The 19,362-nt window shown below is 71.2% G+C and carries 13 protein-coding genes; 9 read left to right on the plus strand and 4 right to left on the minus strand.

Annotated elements, in window-relative coordinates; all coding sequences use genetic code 11:
- Nucleotides 1-48 precede the first annotated feature (48 nt).
- From AC2H6A_RS02975 to AC2H6A_RS02985, 3 genes are read left to right on the plus strand one after another with little or no spacing between them, the layout of a single operon-like run.
- A complete protein-coding gene (locus tag AC2H6A_RS02975; protein WP_484271644.1) occupies nucleotides 49-3,351 on the plus strand; it encodes a transglutaminase family protein in 3,303 nt (1,100 codons plus the stop codon).
- A complete protein-coding gene (locus AC2H6A_RS02980) occupies nucleotides 3,348-5,819 on the plus strand; it encodes a circularly permuted type 2 ATP-grasp protein (RefSeq protein ID WP_484271645.1) in 2,472 nt (823 codons plus the stop codon). Before AC2H6A_RS02975 ends, AC2H6A_RS02980 begins: the two co-directional genes overlap by 4 nt.
- Before the next feature lie 3 nt (nucleotides 5,820-5,822).
- Nucleotides 5,823-6,695 (plus strand): transglutaminase family protein, encoded by an 873-nt coding sequence (locus AC2H6A_RS02985; protein ID WP_484271646.1) that lies wholly within the window; start codon nucleotides 5,823-5,825, stop codon nucleotides 6,693-6,695.
- 11 nt (nucleotides 6,696-6,706) lie between these two features.
- On the opposite strand, the gene AC2H6A_RS02990 is transcribed toward AC2H6A_RS02985, so the two are convergent.
- Complete coding sequence (locus tag AC2H6A_RS02990) at nucleotides 6,707-7,678, minus strand: Bug family tripartite tricarboxylate transporter substrate binding protein (protein ID WP_484271647.1); 972 nt, start codon at nucleotides 7,676-7,678, stop codon at nucleotides 6,707-6,709.
- Nucleotides 7,679-7,929: 251 nt separating this feature from the next.
- Here AC2H6A_RS02990 and AC2H6A_RS02995 point away from each other — a divergent pair, with 251 nt between their 5' ends.
- The gene (locus AC2H6A_RS02995; RefSeq protein ID WP_484271648.1) at nucleotides 7,930-8,997 is read left to right on the plus strand and encodes an alcohol dehydrogenase; all 1,068 of its coding nucleotides are present in this window, start codon (nucleotides 7,930-7,932) and stop codon (nucleotides 8,995-8,997) included.
- Between the two features lie 18 nt (nucleotides 8,998-9,015).
- On the opposite strand, the gene AC2H6A_RS03000 is transcribed toward AC2H6A_RS02995, so the two are convergent.
- A complete protein-coding gene (locus tag AC2H6A_RS03000) occupies nucleotides 9,016-9,261 on the minus strand; it encodes a hypothetical protein (protein WP_484271649.1) in 246 nt (81 codons plus the stop codon).
- A gap of 226 nt (nucleotides 9,262-9,487) precedes the next feature.
- Here AC2H6A_RS03000 and AC2H6A_RS03005 point away from each other — a divergent pair, with 226 nt between their 5' ends.
- Nucleotides 9,488-11,494, plus strand: a complete 2,007-nt coding sequence (locus AC2H6A_RS03005) for a TRAP transporter permease (protein ID WP_484271650.1) — start codon at nucleotides 9,488-9,490, stop codon at nucleotides 11,492-11,494.
- Nucleotides 11,495-11,550: 56 nt separating this feature from the next.
- Nucleotides 11,551-12,396, plus strand: coding sequence for a crotonase/enoyl-CoA hydratase family protein (locus AC2H6A_RS03010; RefSeq protein ID WP_484271651.1), 846 nt, complete (start codon nucleotides 11,551-11,553; stop codon nucleotides 12,394-12,396).
- 12 nt (nucleotides 12,397-12,408) lie between these two features.
- Here the strand turns inward: AC2H6A_RS03010 and AC2H6A_RS03015 are convergent, their stop codons facing one another.
- The gene (locus AC2H6A_RS03015) at nucleotides 12,409-13,218 is read right to left on the minus strand and encodes an alpha/beta hydrolase (protein WP_484271652.1); all 810 of its coding nucleotides are present in this window, start codon (nucleotides 13,216-13,218) and stop codon (nucleotides 12,409-12,411) included.
- Between the two features lie 71 nt (nucleotides 13,219-13,289).
- A complete protein-coding gene (locus AC2H6A_RS03020) occupies nucleotides 13,290-13,823 on the minus strand; it encodes a sn-glycerol-3-phosphate transporter (protein WP_484271653.1) in 534 nt (177 codons plus the stop codon).
- Between the two features lie 179 nt (nucleotides 13,824-14,002).
- On the opposite strand from AC2H6A_RS03020, the gene AC2H6A_RS03025 reads away from it, so the two are divergent.
- The 3 genes from AC2H6A_RS03025 (at nucleotide 14,003) to AC2H6A_RS03035 (ending at nucleotide 19,342) form a co-directional block, all read left to right on the plus strand.
- On the plus strand, nucleotides 14,003-15,664 hold the full coding sequence (locus AC2H6A_RS03025) for a type IV pilus assembly protein FimV (RefSeq protein WP_484271654.1): 1,662 nt from the start codon (nucleotides 14,003-14,005) through the stop codon (nucleotides 15,662-15,664).
- Between the two features lie 276 nt (nucleotides 15,665-15,940).
- On the plus strand, nucleotides 15,941-17,752 hold the full coding sequence (locus AC2H6A_RS03030; protein WP_484271655.1) for a phytanoyl-CoA dioxygenase family protein: 1,812 nt from the start codon (nucleotides 15,941-15,943) through the stop codon (nucleotides 17,750-17,752).
- Between the two features lie 12 nt (nucleotides 17,753-17,764).
- Nucleotides 17,765-19,342, plus strand: coding sequence for a methyltransferase (locus AC2H6A_RS03035; protein ID WP_484271656.1), 1,578 nt, complete (start codon nucleotides 17,765-17,767; stop codon nucleotides 19,340-19,342).
- Nucleotides 19,343-19,362 lie beyond the last annotated feature (20 nt).

Here is a 19,362-nt window from a genome sequence, read left to right on the forward strand (position 1 = left end):
GCACATGAATTGCTTCAATCGAGGCACGCCTGCCCAGGAGGATGCCCCGTGTCGATCCATGTCGCCCTGAACCACATCACCCGCTATCGCTATGACCGCGCGGTGGCGCTCGGTCCGCAGATCGTTCGCCTGCGTCCCTGTCCGCATGCCCGCACCCGGGTGCTGTCGTATTCCATGCGGGTCACGCCCGGCGAGCACTTCATCAACTGGCAGCAGGATCCGCAGGGCAACTACCTGGCCCGGCTGGTGTTCCCCGAGCGCACCGAGGCACTGTGCATCGAGGTCGACCTGGTGGCCGAGATGGCGGTGCTCAACCCCTTCGACTTTTTCCTCGAGCCGCAGGCCGAGCAGTTTCCCTTCGACTATGCCGCCGAGCAGGCGCGCGAACTGGCGCCCTTTCTGGTGCGCGAGCCGGGCGGCGAGCGTTTCCAGGCCTACCTCGCGCAGGTGCCGGCCTCGCGCCAGCGCACCATCGACTTCCTGGTCGAGCTCAACCGCCGGGTGCAGCGCGATGTCGCCTACCTGATCCGCCTCGAGCCCGGCGTTCAGACCCCCGACCAGACCCTGACGCTAGGCTCGGGCTCGTGCCGCGACTCGGCCTGGCTGCTGGTGCAGTTGTTGCGCCATCGCGGGCTGGCGGCGCGCTTCGTGTCCGGCTACCTCATCCAGCTCAAGGCCGATCAGCGTGCCCTCGACGGTCCTTCCGGCGCGCAGGCCGACTTCACCGACCTGCACGCCTGGTGCGAGGTCTACCTGCCCGGTGCGGGCTGGATCGGCCTCGATCCCACCTCGGGCCTGCTGGCCGGCGAAGGTCATATCCCGCTCGCCTGCTCGCCCGAACCGTCCTCGGCGGCGCCGGTGTCCGGTCTGGTCGAGCCGGCCGAGTGCGAGTTCTCGCACGCGATGAAGGTCGAGCGCATCTGGGAGGCGCCGCGGGTCACGCTGCCCTACACCGAGGCGCAGTGGGCCGACATCGAGAGCCTGGGGCACCGGATCGATGCCGACCTGCGGGCCGGCGATGTGCGTCTCACCCAGGGCGGCGAGCCCACCTACGTGTCGGTCGACGACCGCGATGGGGCGGAGTGGAACACCGACGCCCTGGGGCCCACCAAGCGCCTGCTGGCCGGTGACCTGCTGCAGCGGCTGCGGGCGCGGTATGCGCCCCTCGGACTGGTGCATGTCGGCCAGGGCAAGTGGTACCCCGGCGAGCAGCTGCCGCGCTGGTCGCTGAACCTGTTCTGGCGCCGTGACGGCGAGCCGATCTGGACCGAGCCGGCGCTGCTCGCCGACGAGCGCGCCAGCCATGGCGCCGATGCTGCCCTGGCGGCGCGCTTCCTGCGCGAGGTGGCGCAGCGCCTGGGCGTGGGTGCCGACCATGTCTTCGATGCCTACGAGGATGTCTGGTACTACCTGTGGCGCGAGCGCCGCCTGCCGGTGAATGTCGATCCCTTCGACTCGCGGCTCGACGATCCGCTCGAGCGCGAGCGCCTGCGGCAGGTCTTCGACCAGGGCCTGAGCGCGATCACCGGTTGCGTGTTGCCGCTGGCCCGCGAGGCGGCCGGCCCGTCGTGGCGCAGCGGCTCGTGGTTCCTGCGCGCCGAGCGCTGCTATCTGCTGCCCGGCGATTCGCCGATGGGCTATCGCCTGCCGCTCGATTCCCAGCCCTGGGCCGCGCCGGGTGACCGGCCGTGGATCCAGGCCGCCGACCCTTTCGCGCCGCGGGCGCCCCTGCCTGCGGCCCGCGCGCTGATGCAGTCGGTGGGCGGCGCCGCCCCCGGCGCCGCGGGTCAGGGCGCCGCCCCCGCCCCGGGTCAGTCGGCTGCAGGACTGGCCCGTACCGCCATGTGCGCGCAGCCCCGCGAGGGCCGGCTGCACATCTTCATGCCGCCGGTCTCGGCCCTGGAGGACTACCTCGAGCTGGTGGCGGCCGTGCAGGCCGCGGCCTCGGCGCTGGGCACGCCGGTGATCCTCGAGGGCTACGAGCCGCCGCGCGATCCGCGCCTGGCGATGCTGCGGGTCACGCCCGATCCCGGCGTGATCGAGGTCAATGTGCAGCCGGCCGAGAGCTGGTCTGATCTGGTCGATCAGACCAGCTTCCTCTACGAGGCCGCTCATGCCACCCGCCTGAGCTCCGAGAAGTTCATGCTCGACGGCCGTCACACCGGCACCGGCGGTGGCAACCACTTCGTGCTCGGCGGGGCCACGCCGGCCGATTCGCCCTTCCTGCGCCGCCCCGACCTGCTCGCCAGCATGGTGGCCTACTGGCACAACCATCCCTCGCTGTCGTACCTGTTCTCGGGCCTGTTCATCGGCCCCACCAGCCAGGCGCCGCGCTTCGACGAGGCCCGCAACGACAGCGTCCACGAGATCGAGATCGCCCTCGGCGAGCTGGCACGCCTGCAGGCGACCAGGCCCGGCGAGCCCGCGCCGTGGCTCATCGATCGGTTGCTGCGCAACCTGCTCACCGACGTCACCGGCAACACCCACCGCGCCGAGTTCTGCATCGACAAGCTCTACTCGCCCGACGGCGCGGCGGGCCGCCTCGGCCTGCTCGAGATGCGGGCCTTCGAGATGCCGCCGCATGCCCGCATGAGCCTCGCCCAGCAGCTGCTGATACGCGCGCTGGTGGCCCGCTTCTGGCGCGAGCCCTACCGGCCGGCCCGCCTCAAGCGCTGGGGTACCGAGCTCCATGACCGCTTCATGCTGCCGCACTTCGTGTGGGAAGACTTCACCGATGTGCTCGAGGAACTCGGGCAGACCGGCTACCCCATGCAGGCGGCCTGGTTCGCGCCGCACTTCGAATTCCGCTTCCCGCGTCTGGGCGACTTCGATGCCCGTGGCGTGCACATCGAGCTGCGCCTCGCGCTCGAGCCCTGGCATGTCATGGGCGAGGAGGGCGGGGGCGGCGGCACGGTGCGTTATGTGGACTCGTCGGTGGAGCGGCTGCAGGTGCTGGCCAGCGGGCTGGTCGACGAGCGTCATGTCATCACCTGCAACGGCCGCGCGCTGCCGCTGCAGCCCACCGGTCGGGTGGGCGAATTCGTGGCCGGGGTGCGCTACCGGGCCTGGCAGCCGCCTTCGTGCCTGCATCCCACCATCGGCGTGCATGCGCCGCTGGTGTTCGATCTGGCCGATACCTGGATGAACCGCTCGCTCGGTGGGGCCCAGTACCATGTGTCGCATCCTGGCGGGCGCAACCATGAGAGCTTTCCGGTGAACGCCTACGAGGCCGAGGCGCGGCGGCTGGCGCGGTTCTTCCGCATCGGCCACACCCCGGGCACGCTGACGGTGGCGGCGGCCCGCCGCAATCCCGACCTGCCCTTCACCCTCGACATGCGCCGGCCGGCTTGACCGATCGCACGCCGTCCGCCGATCTGCTGGCCGACTATCCCGCGGCCAGGGCCCGCTTCGACGAGCTCTTCGAGGCGCCCGGCCGGCCGCGCGCGCACTTCCGCGCCATCTACGATCTGCTCGCCCGCACCCCGGCGCGACGCATCGGCGAGCGTCTGGAGTCGATCGAGCGGCAGATCCGCGATCACGGCGTCACCTACAATGTCTATGCCGATCCCCAGGGACTCGACCGCCCCTGGGAGCTCGATGCCCTGCCTCAGGTCATCCCGGCCGAGGAGTGGTCGGCCCTGCAGGCCGGCATCGCCCAGCGCGCGGTGCTGCTCAACCGCATCCTCGCCGATCTCTACGGCCCGCAGACCCTGCTTCGAGAGGGCCTCATCCCGCCTGATCTGGTGCATGCCCACGGCGGCTTCCTGCGTGCGGCCCATGGCACCCGGGCGCCCGGCGGGGTCTTCCTGCACCTGTACGCCGCCGATCTCGCCCGATCGCCCGATGGCCGCTGGTGGGTGCTGGCCGATCGCACGCAGGCCCCCTCGGGCGCGGGTTACGCCCTGGAGAACCGGCTGATCGTCTCGCGGGTGTTCCCCGAGCTCTTCCGCGACCTCCGGGTGCAGCGGCAGGCGGCGTTCTTCGCGGGCTTTCGTGACGCACTCGCCCGCCTCGCCGACCGCGAGGACGGGCCGCCGCTCACCGTGCTGCTCACGCCGGGGCCCTTCAACGAGACCTATTTCGAGCACGCGCTGCTGGCCCGGTACCTGGGCTTTCCACTGGTCGAGGGCGCCGATCTCAGCGTTCGCGACGGCCGGGTCTGGCTCAAGACACTGGAAGGCGGTCGCCGGGTGCATGCCATCGTGCGCCGCCTCGACGAGGATTACTGCGACCCGCTGGAGCTGCGGGCCGATTCCGCCCTGGGCGTGCCTGGCCTCACCGATTGCGCGCGTCGCGGCACGGTGGTGCTGGCCAATGCGCTGGGCGCGGGGGTGCTCGAGTCGGGCGCGCTGCTGGGCTTTCTGCCCGCGGTGGCCGAACGCCTGCTTGGCGAACCGCTGAAGATCCCCTCGGTGGCCACCTGGTGGTGCGGCGAGCCTGCCGCCCGCGAGGATGCCTTCGCCCGGCTCGACTCGCTGGTGTTCAAGCCGGCCACGCCCGACCATCCCTTCGAGCCGGTGTTCGGGCGTGACCTTGCCGCGCGTGAGGCTGCCGCGTTCCGCGAGCAGGTTCGCCGTCACCCGGGTCGCTATGTGGCGCAGGAGCTGGTCGAGGTTTCGCAGGCGCCGGTCATCGAACCCGGCATGCCGGCGCGGCTCGGTGCCCGCTCCCTCGGCCTGCGGGTGTTCGCCGCCAGTGCCGGCGAGGGGTATTCCGTGATGCCCGGCGGACTCGCGCGCGTGGCGGCGGCGCCCGGTGTGCGGGTGGTCTCCATGCAGCGCGGTGGCGCCTCCAAGGACACCTGGGTGCTCTCGGCGGGGCCGGTCAATGCCGCCTTCAGCCTGTTGCGCTCCACCGTGGGTCCGGCCGAGCTCGCGCAGGCCGCACCGGCCTTGCCCTCCCGCCTGACCGAGAACCTCTACTGGTTCGGGCGCTACGCCGAGCGCAGCGAAGACTGCGCGCGGCTGCTGCGGCTGGGCCTGAACCATCTGCTCGAATCCGGCGAGGAGGCCGCCGCCGAGGCTGCGGCCGCGGTGGCTCTGGCCCGCCGCACCGGCCTGCTCGCTCAGCATGAGGGCGCCGAGGACGGCTGGCTGGTGGCGGCCTCGAGCGCCGATCGTCCCGCCGGGCTGGCCGGCAACCTGCGTCAGATGGCGCGCACTGCCCACAGCCTGCGTGACCGCCTTTCCGCCGACAACTGGCGAACCCTCAACCGCCTGATCCAGGACAGCGAGCAGCAGCTCGAGCCGCAGCTGCTCGACGCGCTGGCCTGGGTCGACCGCTCGATCACCGGTCTGGTCACGCTCTCGGGTTATGCGCTCGACGGCATGACCCGTGACACCGGCTGGCGCTTCCTGTCGATCGGACGCCGTCTGGAGCGGCTGGTCTTCATGTGCCAGGCGCTGGACAGCGCGCTCACCGAGGGGCGTGATGCCGGCCTGAGCTGGCTGCTGGAGCTGGCCGATTCCAGCATCACCTACCGCACCCGCTACCTCGGCAGCCCGGAGTGGTTGCCGGTGCTCGACCTGCTGATCCGCGACGAAGGCAACCCGCGCTCCATCCGGTTTCTTTCGCACGGGGTGCTCGACTTCCTCGGTCGGCTGCGGATGCGATTCGGTCCCTGCGGCGACGAGCTGATCGCGCCAGCGGTGCATGAGCTCGGGCGTTTCGATGCGCCGGGCCGGCTCGATCCCGATGATCCGGCGCTGCGCGACGGCCTGCGCGGACTGGCCGCGGCCGCCTTCGCGGTCAATGACCGGCTCACCGAACGCTTCTTCGGACACGCGGCGGCCATGCGCCAGACCCTGCTCTCGGGCTGATCCATGGCCAGCCGCTACCGGATCCACCACGAGACCGAGTACCGCTACGAGTGGCCGGCCGACAGCGCCTGGCAGCTCGCTCATCTTCGGCCGCGCCAGACGGCGCGTCAGACCCTGTGCGATCACACCCTGCGGGTGGCGCCCGCCGCCGCCGAGATGGCCGAGGGCGTGGACTACTTCGGCAATCCCGTGCAGCGATTCGCCGTGCCCGGCGCGCATGCCGGGCTGCAGGTCTTCAGCAATGCCGAGGTCCTGGTGCGGGCCGCGGCGCTGCCGTCCCAGGCGGATGCCTGGGAGGTCTCGGCGCGCGCCCTGCGCGAGGGCGAGCCGGCACTGCGCTGGGAGCTTGCCCAGTTCGGGCTGGGCTCACCCTTCGTGCCGCTGCTGCCCGAGGCGCTGTCGCTGGCGCGCCAGGAGTTCGTGCCGGGGCGCGATGCGCTGGCCGCGCTGCTCGGCCTGGCACGCCGCATCCGCGGCAGCTTCCGCTTCGACCCCGACGCCACCCAGGTGGGCACACCGCTTGCGGAGGTGCTCTCGCGCCGTCGCGGCGTCTGCCAGGACTTCGCCCACCTGATGATCAGCGGACTGCGTGGGCTGGGCCTGCCAGCGCGGTATGTGAGCGGCTATCTGCTCACCCAGCCCCCGCCGGGCCAGCCGCGACTGATCGGCGCCGATGCCTCGCATGCCTGGGTCGCGGTCTGGCTGGCCGGGCTGGGCTGGGTCGATGTCGATCCCACCAACGGCCGCCTCGCCGACCAGGGATTCATCACCCTGGGATGGGGGCGCGACTACGGCGATGTGCCGCCGCTGCGCGGCGTGGTGCGCGGCGGCGGCGCCCAGCAACTGACGGTGCGCGTGACCGTCATGCCGGTCTGAGTGCCGACGCGTCAGTCGGCGGTGGCGCCCGAGGACTTGACCACCGGCGCCCAGCGGGCCTGCTCGGCACGCTGCATCGATGCCATCTGCTCGGCGCTGGTGCCCAGGATGAGGTAGCCCAGCTCGCTCATGCGGCGCACGAAGTCGGGCGAGCGCGTGGCCTTGACCGCCTCGGCATTCAGCCGTGCGACCACATCGGCGGGCGTGCCCGCTGGCACCGCCAGGCCGAACCACACCCCGGCCTCGTAGCCCGGCACGCCGGCTTCGGCCACGGTGGGCAGATCGGGCAGCGCCGGGTCCCGGCGCGCGCCGGTGGTGGCCAGCGCCCGCAGCTTGCCGGCCTTGATGTGCGGCAGGGCCGAGGGAATGTTGTCGAACATCATCTGCACCTGTCCGCCAAGCAGATCGGTGAGCGCCGGGGCGCTGCCCTTGTAGGGCACATGGACGATGTCGGTGCCGGTGAGATGCTTGAACATCTCGGCTGACATGTGGATGCTGGTTCCCGAGCCGCTCGAGGCATAGGTCACCTTGCCGGGGCTGGCCCGCACCAGAGCCAGCACCTCGGCCACCGAGTTGGCCTTCACCGAGGGGTGCACCACCAGCACATTCGAGAGCGAGACCAGCGCCGAGACCGGGATCAGGTCCTTGTTGGGGTCGAAGGGCATCTTGCGGTACAGCACCGGGTTGATGGCGCTGATGCCGCTGGTGGTCATGAACAGCGTGTAGCCGTCCGGTGCGGAGCGTGCCGCTTCCGCACCGCCGATGTTGCCGCCGGCGCCGGGCTTGTTCTCCACCGTGACCGGCTGGCCCAGGGTCTTGCTCATCTCGGCGGCCACGGCCCGCGAGGCGATGTCCACCGCGCCACCCGGCGGGAAGGGGCAGATCAGGCGCACGGGCTTGGCCGGGAACGCCTGGGCGGCCGCCAGGCCGGGCAGGGCGGCGAGAGGCAGCGCGCTCAGCGCGCGGCGGGTGAGGTTGGGCATGGGACGACTCCGGGATCGACGAGGCCCGCGATGATAAGCCGGCGCAGGCGGGCATCGCCGGGGCATCCCTGGACGCGGCATGGCGAGCCACCCGGCCGGCAAGTCGGTCTGCAGCATCGGCCGATGCGGTCATGGCGGGTGGGTGGGTTTAGCGGAATGGCCGGCCGGTTGCCCGCGATACCATCGGCGGGTGGCGCCGTTGCCGGGCACGGGCCGCCCATCCGTCACAACGCCCCGCGGGAGTCACTTCCATGATCAGCTACGACGTCATCGAGCACGGCAAACCCCTGCAGGTGCGGCTTCGCGAAACGCCGCGTCCCCAGGGCAAGGAGGTGCTGGTTCGTGTCACCCGCTCGGGCATCTGCCACTCCGACCTGCACATCTGGGACGGCTACTTCGACCTCGGCGGCGGCAATCGGTTCTATGTCCGCGATCGCGGCTGCGTGCCGCCGTTCACCGTCGGACACGAACCGTTCGGCGTGGTCGAGGCGGTCGGGCCCGAGGTCACCGGCGTCAAGGTGGGCGACCGGCGCCTGGTCTATCCCTGGATCGGCTGCGGCAAGTGCGCGGTCTGCGAGGCCGGGCAGGACAACTACTGCCTGGCCGGCCGGTTCATCGGCGTGATGTCGCAGGGCGCCTACGGCACGCATCTCGTGGTGCCCGATGCGAAGTACCTCATCGACTCCGCAGGCCTCGACGAAGCCTATGCCGCCACCCTGGCCTGCTCCGGTCTGACCGCCTACAGCGCCATCGGCAAGCTCCCGGAGCTCACCGCCCGCGACTGGGTGGCGGTGATCGGTTGCGGCGGCCTGGGCATGGCCACCATCGCGATCCTGCGCGCCCGCGGCGTCGAGAACATCGTGGCCTGCGATGTCGACCAGACCAAGCTCGACCAGGCGGTCGCTCTCGGTGCGCGGGTCAGCCTCGACACCCGTGGCGCCGATGCGGTCGCCCGGCTCAAGGCGCTCACCCAGGACAACCTCGCCGGTGCGATCGACCTGGTGGGCATGCCGGCCACGGCCGAGCTGGCGATCGGCGCCTTCCGCAAGGGCGGGCGCTACATCATGTGCGGTCTGTATGGCGGTCAGATCACGCTGCCGCTGCCGCCGCTGGCCCAGCGCGCGATCACCGTGGGCGGGTCGTACGTGGGCAATCTGGCCGAGCTGCGCGAGCTGGTGCTGCTTGCCCAGTCGGGCAAGCTCGCCCGCACCCCGGTGGAAGTGCGCGCCTGCAGCGAGATCAACCGCACCCTCGATGAACTCAAGGCCGGCCGTGTGCTCGGCCGGGTGGTCATCGACATGGAGACCGCGGCCGCCTGAGTGCGGCCCGTGGTGGGCTCAGCCGCCCACCGCGTCCTTCTCGCACTTCTTCATGAAGCTGGTCTTGGCGGCGCCGGCCAGCTTCTTCTCGGCCGACGCGCTCTCGCAGGCCGCCTTGGCGTCCTTGGTGCATTTCTTCATGAAGCTGGTCTCGGCCGCGCCGGCCAGCTTCTTCTCGGCCGAGCGGGCGCTGCAGGTTTCGCCTTCGGCGAAGGCGGTGGCCGCGAAGGCCGACAGAACGATTCCGACGAGAATGGCGCGCATGGTGTGCTCCCTGGATGAACCCGCCGCCCGGTGCGGCCGGTAGCCGCGATCGAACCACATCGGGGCCGATCCGACAAACCCGGCGGGTGAGGGCCGCGCCACCCGAGGGTCCGATTCCGCTGACGGGCCGAGGGCGGCCATTCCGGGGCTTGGTCCGCGGCCGGCCGGCCGCCGCGGAGGGCGGCTATGATCGACCGATCCCGCGACGCGAGCCGAAGGCCCTGCCTTGACCCCCACCCCCGCCAGTCCCCCGCCTGCCTTCGACGATCCGCACGCCGCGCCGCTCGACTCCGAGATCACCCGCGTCCGGTCCCTGCCCGGCGCCTGGCGCTGGCTGCTGATCGGCGCCGCCGCGCTCACCATCTTCCTGTGCGTGAACCAGCAGTTCACGCTCAAGTTCTTCGTCGGCTTCACGCCGCTGAACACCGAGTACTACTACGGCCTGCTGCTGGTCTCGCTGCCCTTTGTCTTCCTGGTGTTTCCGGGCTCTGCTGGCGCGCCGGTCAACCGGGTGCCGTGGTACGACGCGCTGCTGTTCGTGCTCACCGCTGCGGTGTCGGTGTTCCTCATGGTCAACATCCGCCGCGCCGCCGAGCTCGGCTGGGAGTTCACCGGCGCGCCGACCTCGGTCATCTGGGCCAGCTACCTGATGTGGGCGGTGCTCATGGAAGGCCTGCGCCGCACCGGGGGCTGGAGCCTGCTGCTGTCCATCCTCCCGTTCACGCTGTACCCGGTGTTCGCCGACTCGGCCTGGCTCGGTCCGCTCAAGGGCCAGCAGTACACCCTCGAGCAGGCGGCGGTCTACCACATGCTCTCGGCCGAGAGCCTGCTCGGCATCCCGCTGCAGGCCTTCGCCGAGACCGTGATCGGCTTCCTGGTGTTCGGCTCGGCGCTGATGATGACCGGGGCAGGGCGTTTCTTCATCAACCTCTCCTTCGCCCTGTGCGGCACGCTGCGCGGCGGCGCGGCCAAGGTCTGCATCTTCGCCAGCGCGCTGCTGGGCATGATGTCGGGCTCGATCGTCTCCAATGTGCTCACCGCCGGCACCATGACCATCCCGGTCATGAAGCGCACCGGCTTTCGCGCCACCTATGCCGGGGCGATCGAGGCCTGCGCCTCCACCGGCGCGGTGCTCGCCCCGCCGGTCATGGGCGCCACCGCCTTCGTGATCGCGCAGTTCCTGGGCGTCAGCTATGCCGAGGTGGCGCTCGCCGCGGTCATCCCGGCGCTGCTCTACTACTTCGGCCTGTTCATGCAGGTGGACGCCTATGCCGCGCGCCACGGTCTGGCCGGCCTGCCGCGCAGCGAACTGCCCACCCTGCGGCAGACCTTCCGCGAGGGCTGGTACTACCTGTTCGTGATCGCGCTGCTGATCTTCATGCTGCTGGTGATGAAGCGCGAAAGCCACGCGCCGTTCTGGGCCACCCTGCTGCTGCTGGTCCTCAACCAGGCCCTCAACCGCGAGAAGTGGACCTGGGCCACGGTGCTCAAGTTCTTCGAGGTGAACGGCCGCACCTTCGTCGAGCTGATCGGCATCCTGGCCGGCTGCGGCCTGCTCATCGGCGCCTTCTCCATGACCGGGGTGATCTCCAGCCTGGCCAGCGATCTGCTTCGCATCGCGGGCAGCGATGCGCTGCTGCTGCTGGCCATGACCGCGGTCACCAGCCTCGTGCTGGGCCTCGGCCTCACCACCACCGCCTGCTACATCTTCCTCGCCATCCTGGTCGGCCCGGCCCTCGAGAAGGCCGGCCTGAACAAGATGGCCGTCCACATGTTCGTCTTCTACTGGGGCATGCTCTCCTCGATCACGCCGCCGGTGGCGATCGCCTCCTTCGCGGCCGCCGGCATTGCCGGCGCCCCGGCCATGAAGACCGGCTGGGAGTCCATGCGGGTGGGCTCGATCATCTACTTCCTGCCCTTCTTCTTCGTGCTCGACCCCGCGCTGGTGCTGCAGGGGTCCTGGGCGCAGGCGCTTTGGCTCACCGCCAAGTGCGGCATCGGGATCTGCTTCATCTGCGGGGGCATCCAGGGCTATCTGCTGATGGTGGGCAACCTGCAAGGGCTGGGCGCGCTGGAATGGCCGGTGCGACTGCTGCTCATGGTCGGCGGGGTGCTGCTTGCCACGCCGGCCGGTCCGCTGCTGCCGGTCGGCGCGGCCACGCTGCTCATCGCCGCGGCGGTCTGCCTCGTGCTGGCCACCGGCCTGTCGGTGTTCCGACTGCGGCGGGTCTGACAACGCGGGCGCGCGGCATCGCGCGTCCATCCTCATCCGGAACCGGGAGAACCAGAATGCTGATCGACGAGATGGTGGGCGAACGGGTGCGGCTGCGCATCGATGCCGATGGCGTGGCCGATGTCCGCCTGTGGCGCGCCGACAAGATGAACGCGCTCGATGCGACCATGTTTGCCGCCCTGATCGAGACCGGCGAGCGGGTCTCGCGCATGCCGTCGGTGCGTGCGGTGGTGCTCTCCGGCGAGGGCCGTGCCTTCTGCGCAGGCCTGGACACCTCGCGCTTCGGCCAGATGGCCCAGGGCGGGCAGGGCGCCGGGCCGGTGGCCGGCACCACCGGCCGCGACATCACCTGGCGCAGCCACGGCCTGGCCAATGCCGCGCAGCAGGCCGCCATGATCTGGACCCAGGTGCCGGTGCCCGTGATTGCCGCGGTGCACGGGGTGGCCTTCGGCGGCGGCCTGCAGGTCGCGCTTGGCGCCGACCTGCGCTACATCGCGCCCGACGCCCGTCTGTGCGTGATGGAGATCAAGTGGGGTCTGGTGCCCGACATGGGGGGGGCGCTGCTGATGCGCACGCTGATGCGCTCGGATGTCATCCGCGAACTCACCTACACCGGCCGCATCGTCGATGGCCGCGAGGCGCAGGCGCTCGGCCTGGCCACCCGGGTCTGCGACGATCCCTACCAGACCGCGCTGCAGACCGCCCGCGAGATGAGCCAGAAGAATCCGCACGCCCTGCGCGCGGCCAAGCGGCTGCTCACCGTGGCCGATCAGGGCGATCCCGCCGCCATCCTGCTGGCCGAGTCGGTGGAGCAGGCCCGTCTGATCGGCAGCCCCAACCAGGCCGAGGCGGTGCGTGCCAACCTCGAGAAGCGGCTGCCGAACTTCGCCGACCCGGTCTGATGCCGCCTGCGTTCAGCGCGGCAGCGAGGCCGTGAAGGTCTGCAGCGCAGCGCGGTAGGCATCCGCGGCCTGCGCATGCAGGTCGCTGTGGTTGCCCTGCGCGATCGCGATGAAGCGCGCGCCCGGCGGTGCAGCCTCGAACAGCCGTCGGCCGAGGCCGATCGGCACGGTACGGTCGGCCTCGCCATGCAGCATCAGCAGGGGCAGTCGCAGCGTGGCCAGGCGTTCGCGTGAGTCGAAACCGAATCCGGCGATCCGCGCCAGCCAGGCCGCCGGCCGCGCCTGCTGGCCGGCCAGATCGGGCAGGCTGCTGAAAGTCGATTCCAGGATCAGCCCGGCGCACTCGCCCCTGGGCAGGGCTGCGGCCAGGGCCACCGCCACCGCGCCGCCCAGGGAGTGGCCGAAGATCAGGCGTTGACTCGGATCGGGCTGGCGTCGGACGAGTTCACGCCAGGCTCGGTGCGCGTCGGCCAGCAGGCTGGCTTCGTCGGGCACGGCCGGGCTGCTCTCGCCCCAGCCGCGATACTCCACCGCCAGCACCGACAGGCCTGCCTCGCGCAAGGCCTGCATCTTGGGCTGGTTGCGGTAGAGGTTGCGGAAGCTGCCGTGCAGGTAGAGCACGGTCGGCGCGTCCGTGCGGGCGGCTGGCATCCACCAGAGCTGCAGGCGCTGCCCGGCGGACTGCGCGTCGTCGGAGGTCACGAACCAGCGCTCGTCGGGCGCGGCCGGTGTGGGCAGGGGGTCGGGCAGGGCACGCGAAGGCCGGTAGACCGCCATGCGCAACTGCTCGTCAAGCGCGGCGCAGCCGCTCTGGAGGAGCACGCCGGCCAGGACCAGGGGCAGCGCGGCCCGTCGCGCCAGTGAGCCCCCCCGCGCCGGTGGGCGCCCTTGCCTCAGCGAATCGCGTAACCGACGGTCCACATCACCCCGGAGTTGCCGAAGAGCACCATCTCCAGCGAGCCACGACCGATCTGCCAGCCCACCGAGGGGATGACCACCGGCGCAATGCCGGAGCGGTTGAAGGGGATCTTGTCGCGGTACTCGCCCTTGTAGCCATGAAGCAGGCCGCCCACGACCTTCAGGTAGGCTCCCGGCAGCCGTTCGGTGGAGTCCCAGCGACGGCCGATGAAGGCGAGCGTGCTGGGTTGGTCGAACGAGTTGTGGAAGTGGGCCAGTCCGGCCAGCCAGCCGTCATCGCGGATGCGTTCCAGGCCGATCAGGCGCTGCTGGTTGTTGTGATCGGGGCTGGGATGGAAATGCCGGGTGTAGAGGCTGGTGCTGATGACCCAGCGGGCAGCCTGAGCGTCCTTGCCGGCAGACTCGCCCGAGCCGGTCGGGCCCGATTGGGCGCGCGCGACGCCCACGGTGCCAAGCAGGATCAGCAGAGCCAGGAACCGCATCAGGCGGGCAGGCGACACAGCGGTCATGGAAGGTATCCGGGCAGAGGGCGGGGCACGGGCGACGGAGCGTTGCCCGCGGTAGGCACTATAGCGGTGCGCCGGCAGTCTGCCCGAAACCTCCTCTCCTCATGCGGCCTTTGGGGCCGATTCATCCCGCGTGTAGCATCGGTGGTCCCCTAGTCTGCTGGCCTTGCGCCGTCCGAATGGTGACCTTCCAGACCTGTCAAGCCGTTGCCGCGCGTCCATCGCGTCGCGTCGCCGGTCCGGTGCGGGCCTCGGCGCTGGCGCTGGCCTTGTGTGTCGGCGCGCCCCATGCGCTGGCCGCCCCCGCCCTGGGCGGCATGTCGGTGCTTTCCGAGTTCGGTGATCCGCTGCGGGCCGAGATCGAGATCCGCGATGTCTCGGCGGCCGATGCCGACAGCATCGATGCGGCGATCGGCTCGCGCGAGGACTATGCCCGTCTCGGACTGCCCTACCCGGCAGCGCTGGAAGGCGCGCTGGTTCGCGTCCAGCGGCGGCCGGGCAACACGGTCACGGTCCGGATCGCCAGCCGTGGCCCGGTGGCTGATCCCGAACTGAACATGGTGCTGGTGCTGTCCGGCCGGTTCGGACGGTACCTGCGCAACTACCAGCTCTCCACCACCGCATCAGCCAGTGCGCCGGTGGCTGTCTCGCCGGTGCCTGCGCCCGCCGCAACGCCCGCGCCAGCCGCGGGACCGGCTTCGGCGTCCGGGCCTTCGGCCAGCACGCCCGATGCCGCCGAGCCCAATCCGCGGCGCCTGGACCTCACGCCCGTGCCCTCCCGGGTCGAGGAGCCCGAGCCCCCGCGGGTGGCCGAGCCTGCGCCCAGCCAGACTGCCGTCGCTCCTGCGAGCCTGCCGCCCGTCAATCCGGTGGTGTCTGCCGCGGGCGGCGCTGCGCCGGGCAAGCCCGACGCCCGATCCCTGGTGGCCGAGGCGAAACCCGGGCGCAGCGTGCGCGTCCGTCCGGGCGACACCGCCTCCACCATCGTGCGGCAGTTCAAGCCGGCCGATGTCACCGACCGGCAAGCGGTGCTGGCCTTGTATCGGCGCAACCAGGCGGCGTTCGGGGGCAGCCCGGATCGCCTGGCTGCCGGCGTGCTGCTGCAGGTTCCCGACGACGCCGAATTGCGCGCCGCGCCCCGGCACGAAGCCAGCGCCGAGGTGAAGCCCGCAACGCCCGCTCGCGCCGCCGGTGCGCCGCCGGCCGATCGACTGGTGCTCTCGGGCGAGGGTGGCAAGGCGGGCGGCAAGGGTCGTCTCGGCAGCGACAAGGCCGCCAGGGTGGCCGCGCTTGAGACCGCCAAGGCCGAGGCGGATTCGCGGATCCGCGATCTGCAGAAGAATGTCGATGACCTGAACCGGTTGCTCGAGATCCGCGATCGGCAGCTAGCCCGCCTGCAGGAGAACGCGCAGCGGCGTCCGGTCGAGCCGGGCGCGGCGGGCGTCACGCCGGTCTCGGCGATCGGGCCGGCCCCCGGCGCGGCGCCGATCCCACCCGCGGGCAATCCCCCCGTTCAGGTCGCAGCCGCCGATGCCTCAGCGGTCCCGGCTCCTGCGCCGGCCCCCGCGGCTGCCCCCGCAATCACGCCGCCCGCACCGTCCCAGCCACCAGCGCCGGTTGCTGCCAAGGCACCCGAACCCGCTGACGACGATATCGGCAGCCTGCTCGCCGACTGGCGGGTGCAGGCCGCGGCGGGTCTGTTCGCCGCCATGCTCGTGCTCACCGGGGTGATGCTCACCCTGCGCTCCACCAAGCCGGGCGGCAAGCGCAGCCTCACCGCCCGCGATGGTCCGCCCGCGGCGCAGCGCTCCAAGGCCCCGCGGGGTCGGGCGGCAGCGCGGTGACCCCGGCTTGCCGGACTCTGAGGGCGCCTGCGGGCGCCCTCTTGCTTGAGGCCTTCGGTGTTCGGCCCGTGTGAGCCTGACGCCGCCCTCGCCTGGGCGGCGGAGCACCGGGCCATTCGGCGCGCGGCGTTGATCCGGCGCTCGCCCTGGGGGATCACCCTGCGGCTCGATGCGCAGCCGGGCCCCTGCTTCCTGAAGTGCCTCCCCCCGGCACAGGCCGCAGCGGCAGCGACCACCGCCGCGATCTCGGCCTTGCTCGGGGACGCGGTCTCCCGCGTGCTCGCAGTCGATGCCGAGCGCGGCTTGCTGCTCAGTGCCGATCACGGCGGTCATGCCATCGCGCCCGACGCGCCAGTCGAGGAACGGCAGGCTGTCCTGCAGGCCTATGCGCGCCTGCAGGCCGTCGCGGTCGCGGGGCTTGACCGGCTCTCGGCGGTGCCGCGCTGGTCGCTGAGCGAACTGCTGGCGCGCGTGGATCGGTTCCTCGGTGGCCGGTTCGACGACCCTCAGGCGGATACCGTCGCCCGCCTGGCCGACTTCCTCGGTCCGCGCCGCGCCGGGTTGATCGGCGATGCGCTTGCCGCAGCCCGGACGCCGCTGCGGGCCCGGCTCGAGGCTTGTGATGCGTTGCCGCTCACGCTGGAGCACGGTGATCTGCACCTCAGCAATGTGGCGGTGCTGGCCGACGGGCAGCGGGTCTTCCACGACTGGGACAATGCCCTGATCGGCCCGGTCGGCCTGTCCCTGAGCAGTCTGATCGGGCCGGCCACCGCCTTGACCGATGGGCTGCACGACCGGGATGAGTCGTCGTTCCTCGCCGCCTGCTACGCCGAGTGCCTGGCCTCGGAGGGCGTGGCACCGCTCGCCTCGATTCGCGCCGGCCTGCCCGCCGCGGTGCTGGCCGGCCTGCTGGTGCGGCTCACCGCCTATGCCCAATACCCGCCCCACGATGACGCCAGCCGCGAGGTCTGTGTGCCCGATCTGGTCGCGATCTCGGACGCGATCCTGGCCTGGTGCGCGCGCCTCGCGCTGCCGCACCCGTTGGCCAGCAGCGCGATCATTCATCTGCTTGCCGCGCATCAGCGCGAGGATCTTCTGCTCGATCTCGCCCGTGAACGCGGCGCCGAGGCCTTGCTGGGGGCGGCGGGAGGCACGCTTGCGGGCGATGCGGGCGATGCCGGCGATGCGGGCGATGCCGGCGATGTCGGGAACGACGCTGGCGAAACCCTCATGGCCCGCCGGCCGGCGACCGCGCTGGCCGTGGCCCGCTGGGCCCAGGCCGAGGCGGCGGCGCGCGCGCCCGGCACCGTCCCCGCGCTCTCGGTCGATGGCGCTGCCCGACAGGATGACTCGCTGCTGACGATCGCGGCCGATGTCGGTTCGGGCATGCTCGCCGAGCATGGCTGTCTGGCGCTGCAGGAGGCCTTTCCCGCCCGTCTGCTCGCGGCCTGTCTGGCGCATCACGATGCGCAACCGCCCGGCTCCCAGGAGGGCCTGCCGGTGGGTGATCAGCGTGTGATGCACCCGTTGCCGCTGGCGGGCCCCTTCAACACGCCGGCCCTCTACGCCCAGCCGCTCGTGTTGCGGCTGATGTCGTCTCTGCTCGGACCCGATTTCCTCATCGGCAGCATCACCCTGGTGGTCTCGCGCCCGGGCGCCAGCGCCCAGCACCTGCATGCCGATCATCCGCCGCTCTATCCGCACGCTGCCGGCGGCGCCTGGCTGCCACCCCACGCGGTCACGCTGCTGGTTCCGCTGGTCGCCACGGATGACGAGGTTGGCGGCACCGAGCTCTTCAAGGGCAGTCATCGTGGCGAGGGAGACCCGCACGGCCTGCAGGGCGGCCAGACCCACCCGCTGCCCCTCGGCAGCGGCCTGCTCTTCGATTACCGGCTGCTGCACCGGGGTCTGGCCAACCGGTCCGGCCGTGATCGGCCGGTGCTGAGCATCGTCTACCAGCGCAGCTGGTTCCGGGATGCGGTCAACTTCAGCCGCTTCCCGCCGCTGCAGATGGGCTTCGAAGAACTCAAGCGTGTCCCGGCGCCCTTGTCGGGGCTGTTCCGCCTGGTCCACCTCACCCACGACTGAGACGCCGCCGGCATGACCTCCTCATCACATCGCGGGGCGCGTCCTGCCGCCGAGCAGCCCTGCGCGCCCGAGGGGCGCGGCTATGTGCTCGACGAGCCCTACACCGCCCGCTACTTCGATCTCCAGAGCCCGGCCCGCATGCGGCACTCGATGCGCTGTGCCGGCTTCGATCCCGCGACGCCGATCGCGGGCTTTCGTTATGCCGAGCTCGGCTGCGGCAACGGTGCCACGCTGGCGATGCTGGCGGCGCTGCACCCTGACAGCAGCTTCCTGGGCATCGACCTGAACCCGGTGCACATCGCTGCAGCCACCGAGCTTGCGCGGTCGGCCGGGCTGGGCAACCTGGTGTTCCTGCAGGCCGACATCACGCAGGCCTGTGCGATGCCCTGGGGCGTCTTCGACTACATCACCGCGCACGGCGTCTATGCCTGGGTCGACGCCGAGGTGCGTGACGGCCTGCTGCGCTTCATCGGCCAGCACCTCGCGCCGCAGGGCATGGCCTATGTGTCATACAACGCCTTGCCGGGCTGGTCGGCAAAGGAACCCCTGTGGCGGCTGCTCGATCATCACATCGCCGACCTGCCGGGGGGCTCGGTGGCGCGGGTCAGCGAGGGCCTGCGTTTTCTCGAGTTCCTGCGGGAGGCCGGGGTGCCGTACTTCGCGCAGAACCCGGTCGCGGGTGAGCATCTCGAGATGCTGCGCGCCGAAGACCCGCGCTATGTGGCGCACGAGTTCTGCAACCGTCATTTCGCGCCGCTCTATTGCTCGACCCTCTTTGCGCAGGCGCGTCGCCAGGGGCTGGTGTTCGTGGCGCAGGCCGAGACCCGGCCGAACCTGCCCTTCGAGCGTGTGCCGCCAGCCTGCCTCGACTACATTGCCCGCATCGCGGACTTCGAGGAACGCGAGATCGCGAGCAGCCTGCTGCGCAACGACGGTTTTCGAACCGACCTCTACATGCGCGCCTGGCCGGCCGCAACCGACCTGGAAGACAGCCCCCTGTGGGATCAGGCCTTCACCACGATCACACCGCTGCGTGACATTCCGGCCGAGCTGATCTGCGGCTCGCGCCGATTCAGCCTGACGGATGATCTGGTCGATGCGATCACCACCGGCTGCGTGGCCGGCAGGCTCACGCTGCGCGAACTCGCGGCCCTGCCGAGGCTGCGGCGCCACTCGCCGCGGCTGGTGCTCGAGACCGCGCAACTGCTCGAGCTCTCCCGCCACTATGCGTTCCTGATCGAGCCTGCACCAGACGATGAAGCGTGCGTCGCCGAGGACTGGTCTCTCGCGGCCGACAGCGCCCGGGTGCTGCTGGCATCCCGGTTGCGCGATAACGGCTTCGGCCACATGGCAGCCCCTCGGCTGGGCTCGGCGATCCGCCTCGATGTGAGCTCGTCACTGGCCGTGCTGTGTCTCGATGCAGACGGCCCCGGTGTCCCGGGTGCGCGTCTGGCAGATCGGCTCAACCGGGACTGGCCGGAGCTGCTTGCCTTCCGGGTGACCGAGGCCTGGGCGAGCGGCTTTCTCGACGACTTCAAGGCCCACTGGGGACCGGTGCTGCGCAAGCTCGGCGCAATCCGCCCGCGCTGAAGGCAGGCGTGGGCAGCGGG

It is taken from the genome of Quisquiliibacterium sp., assembly GCF_982640115.1.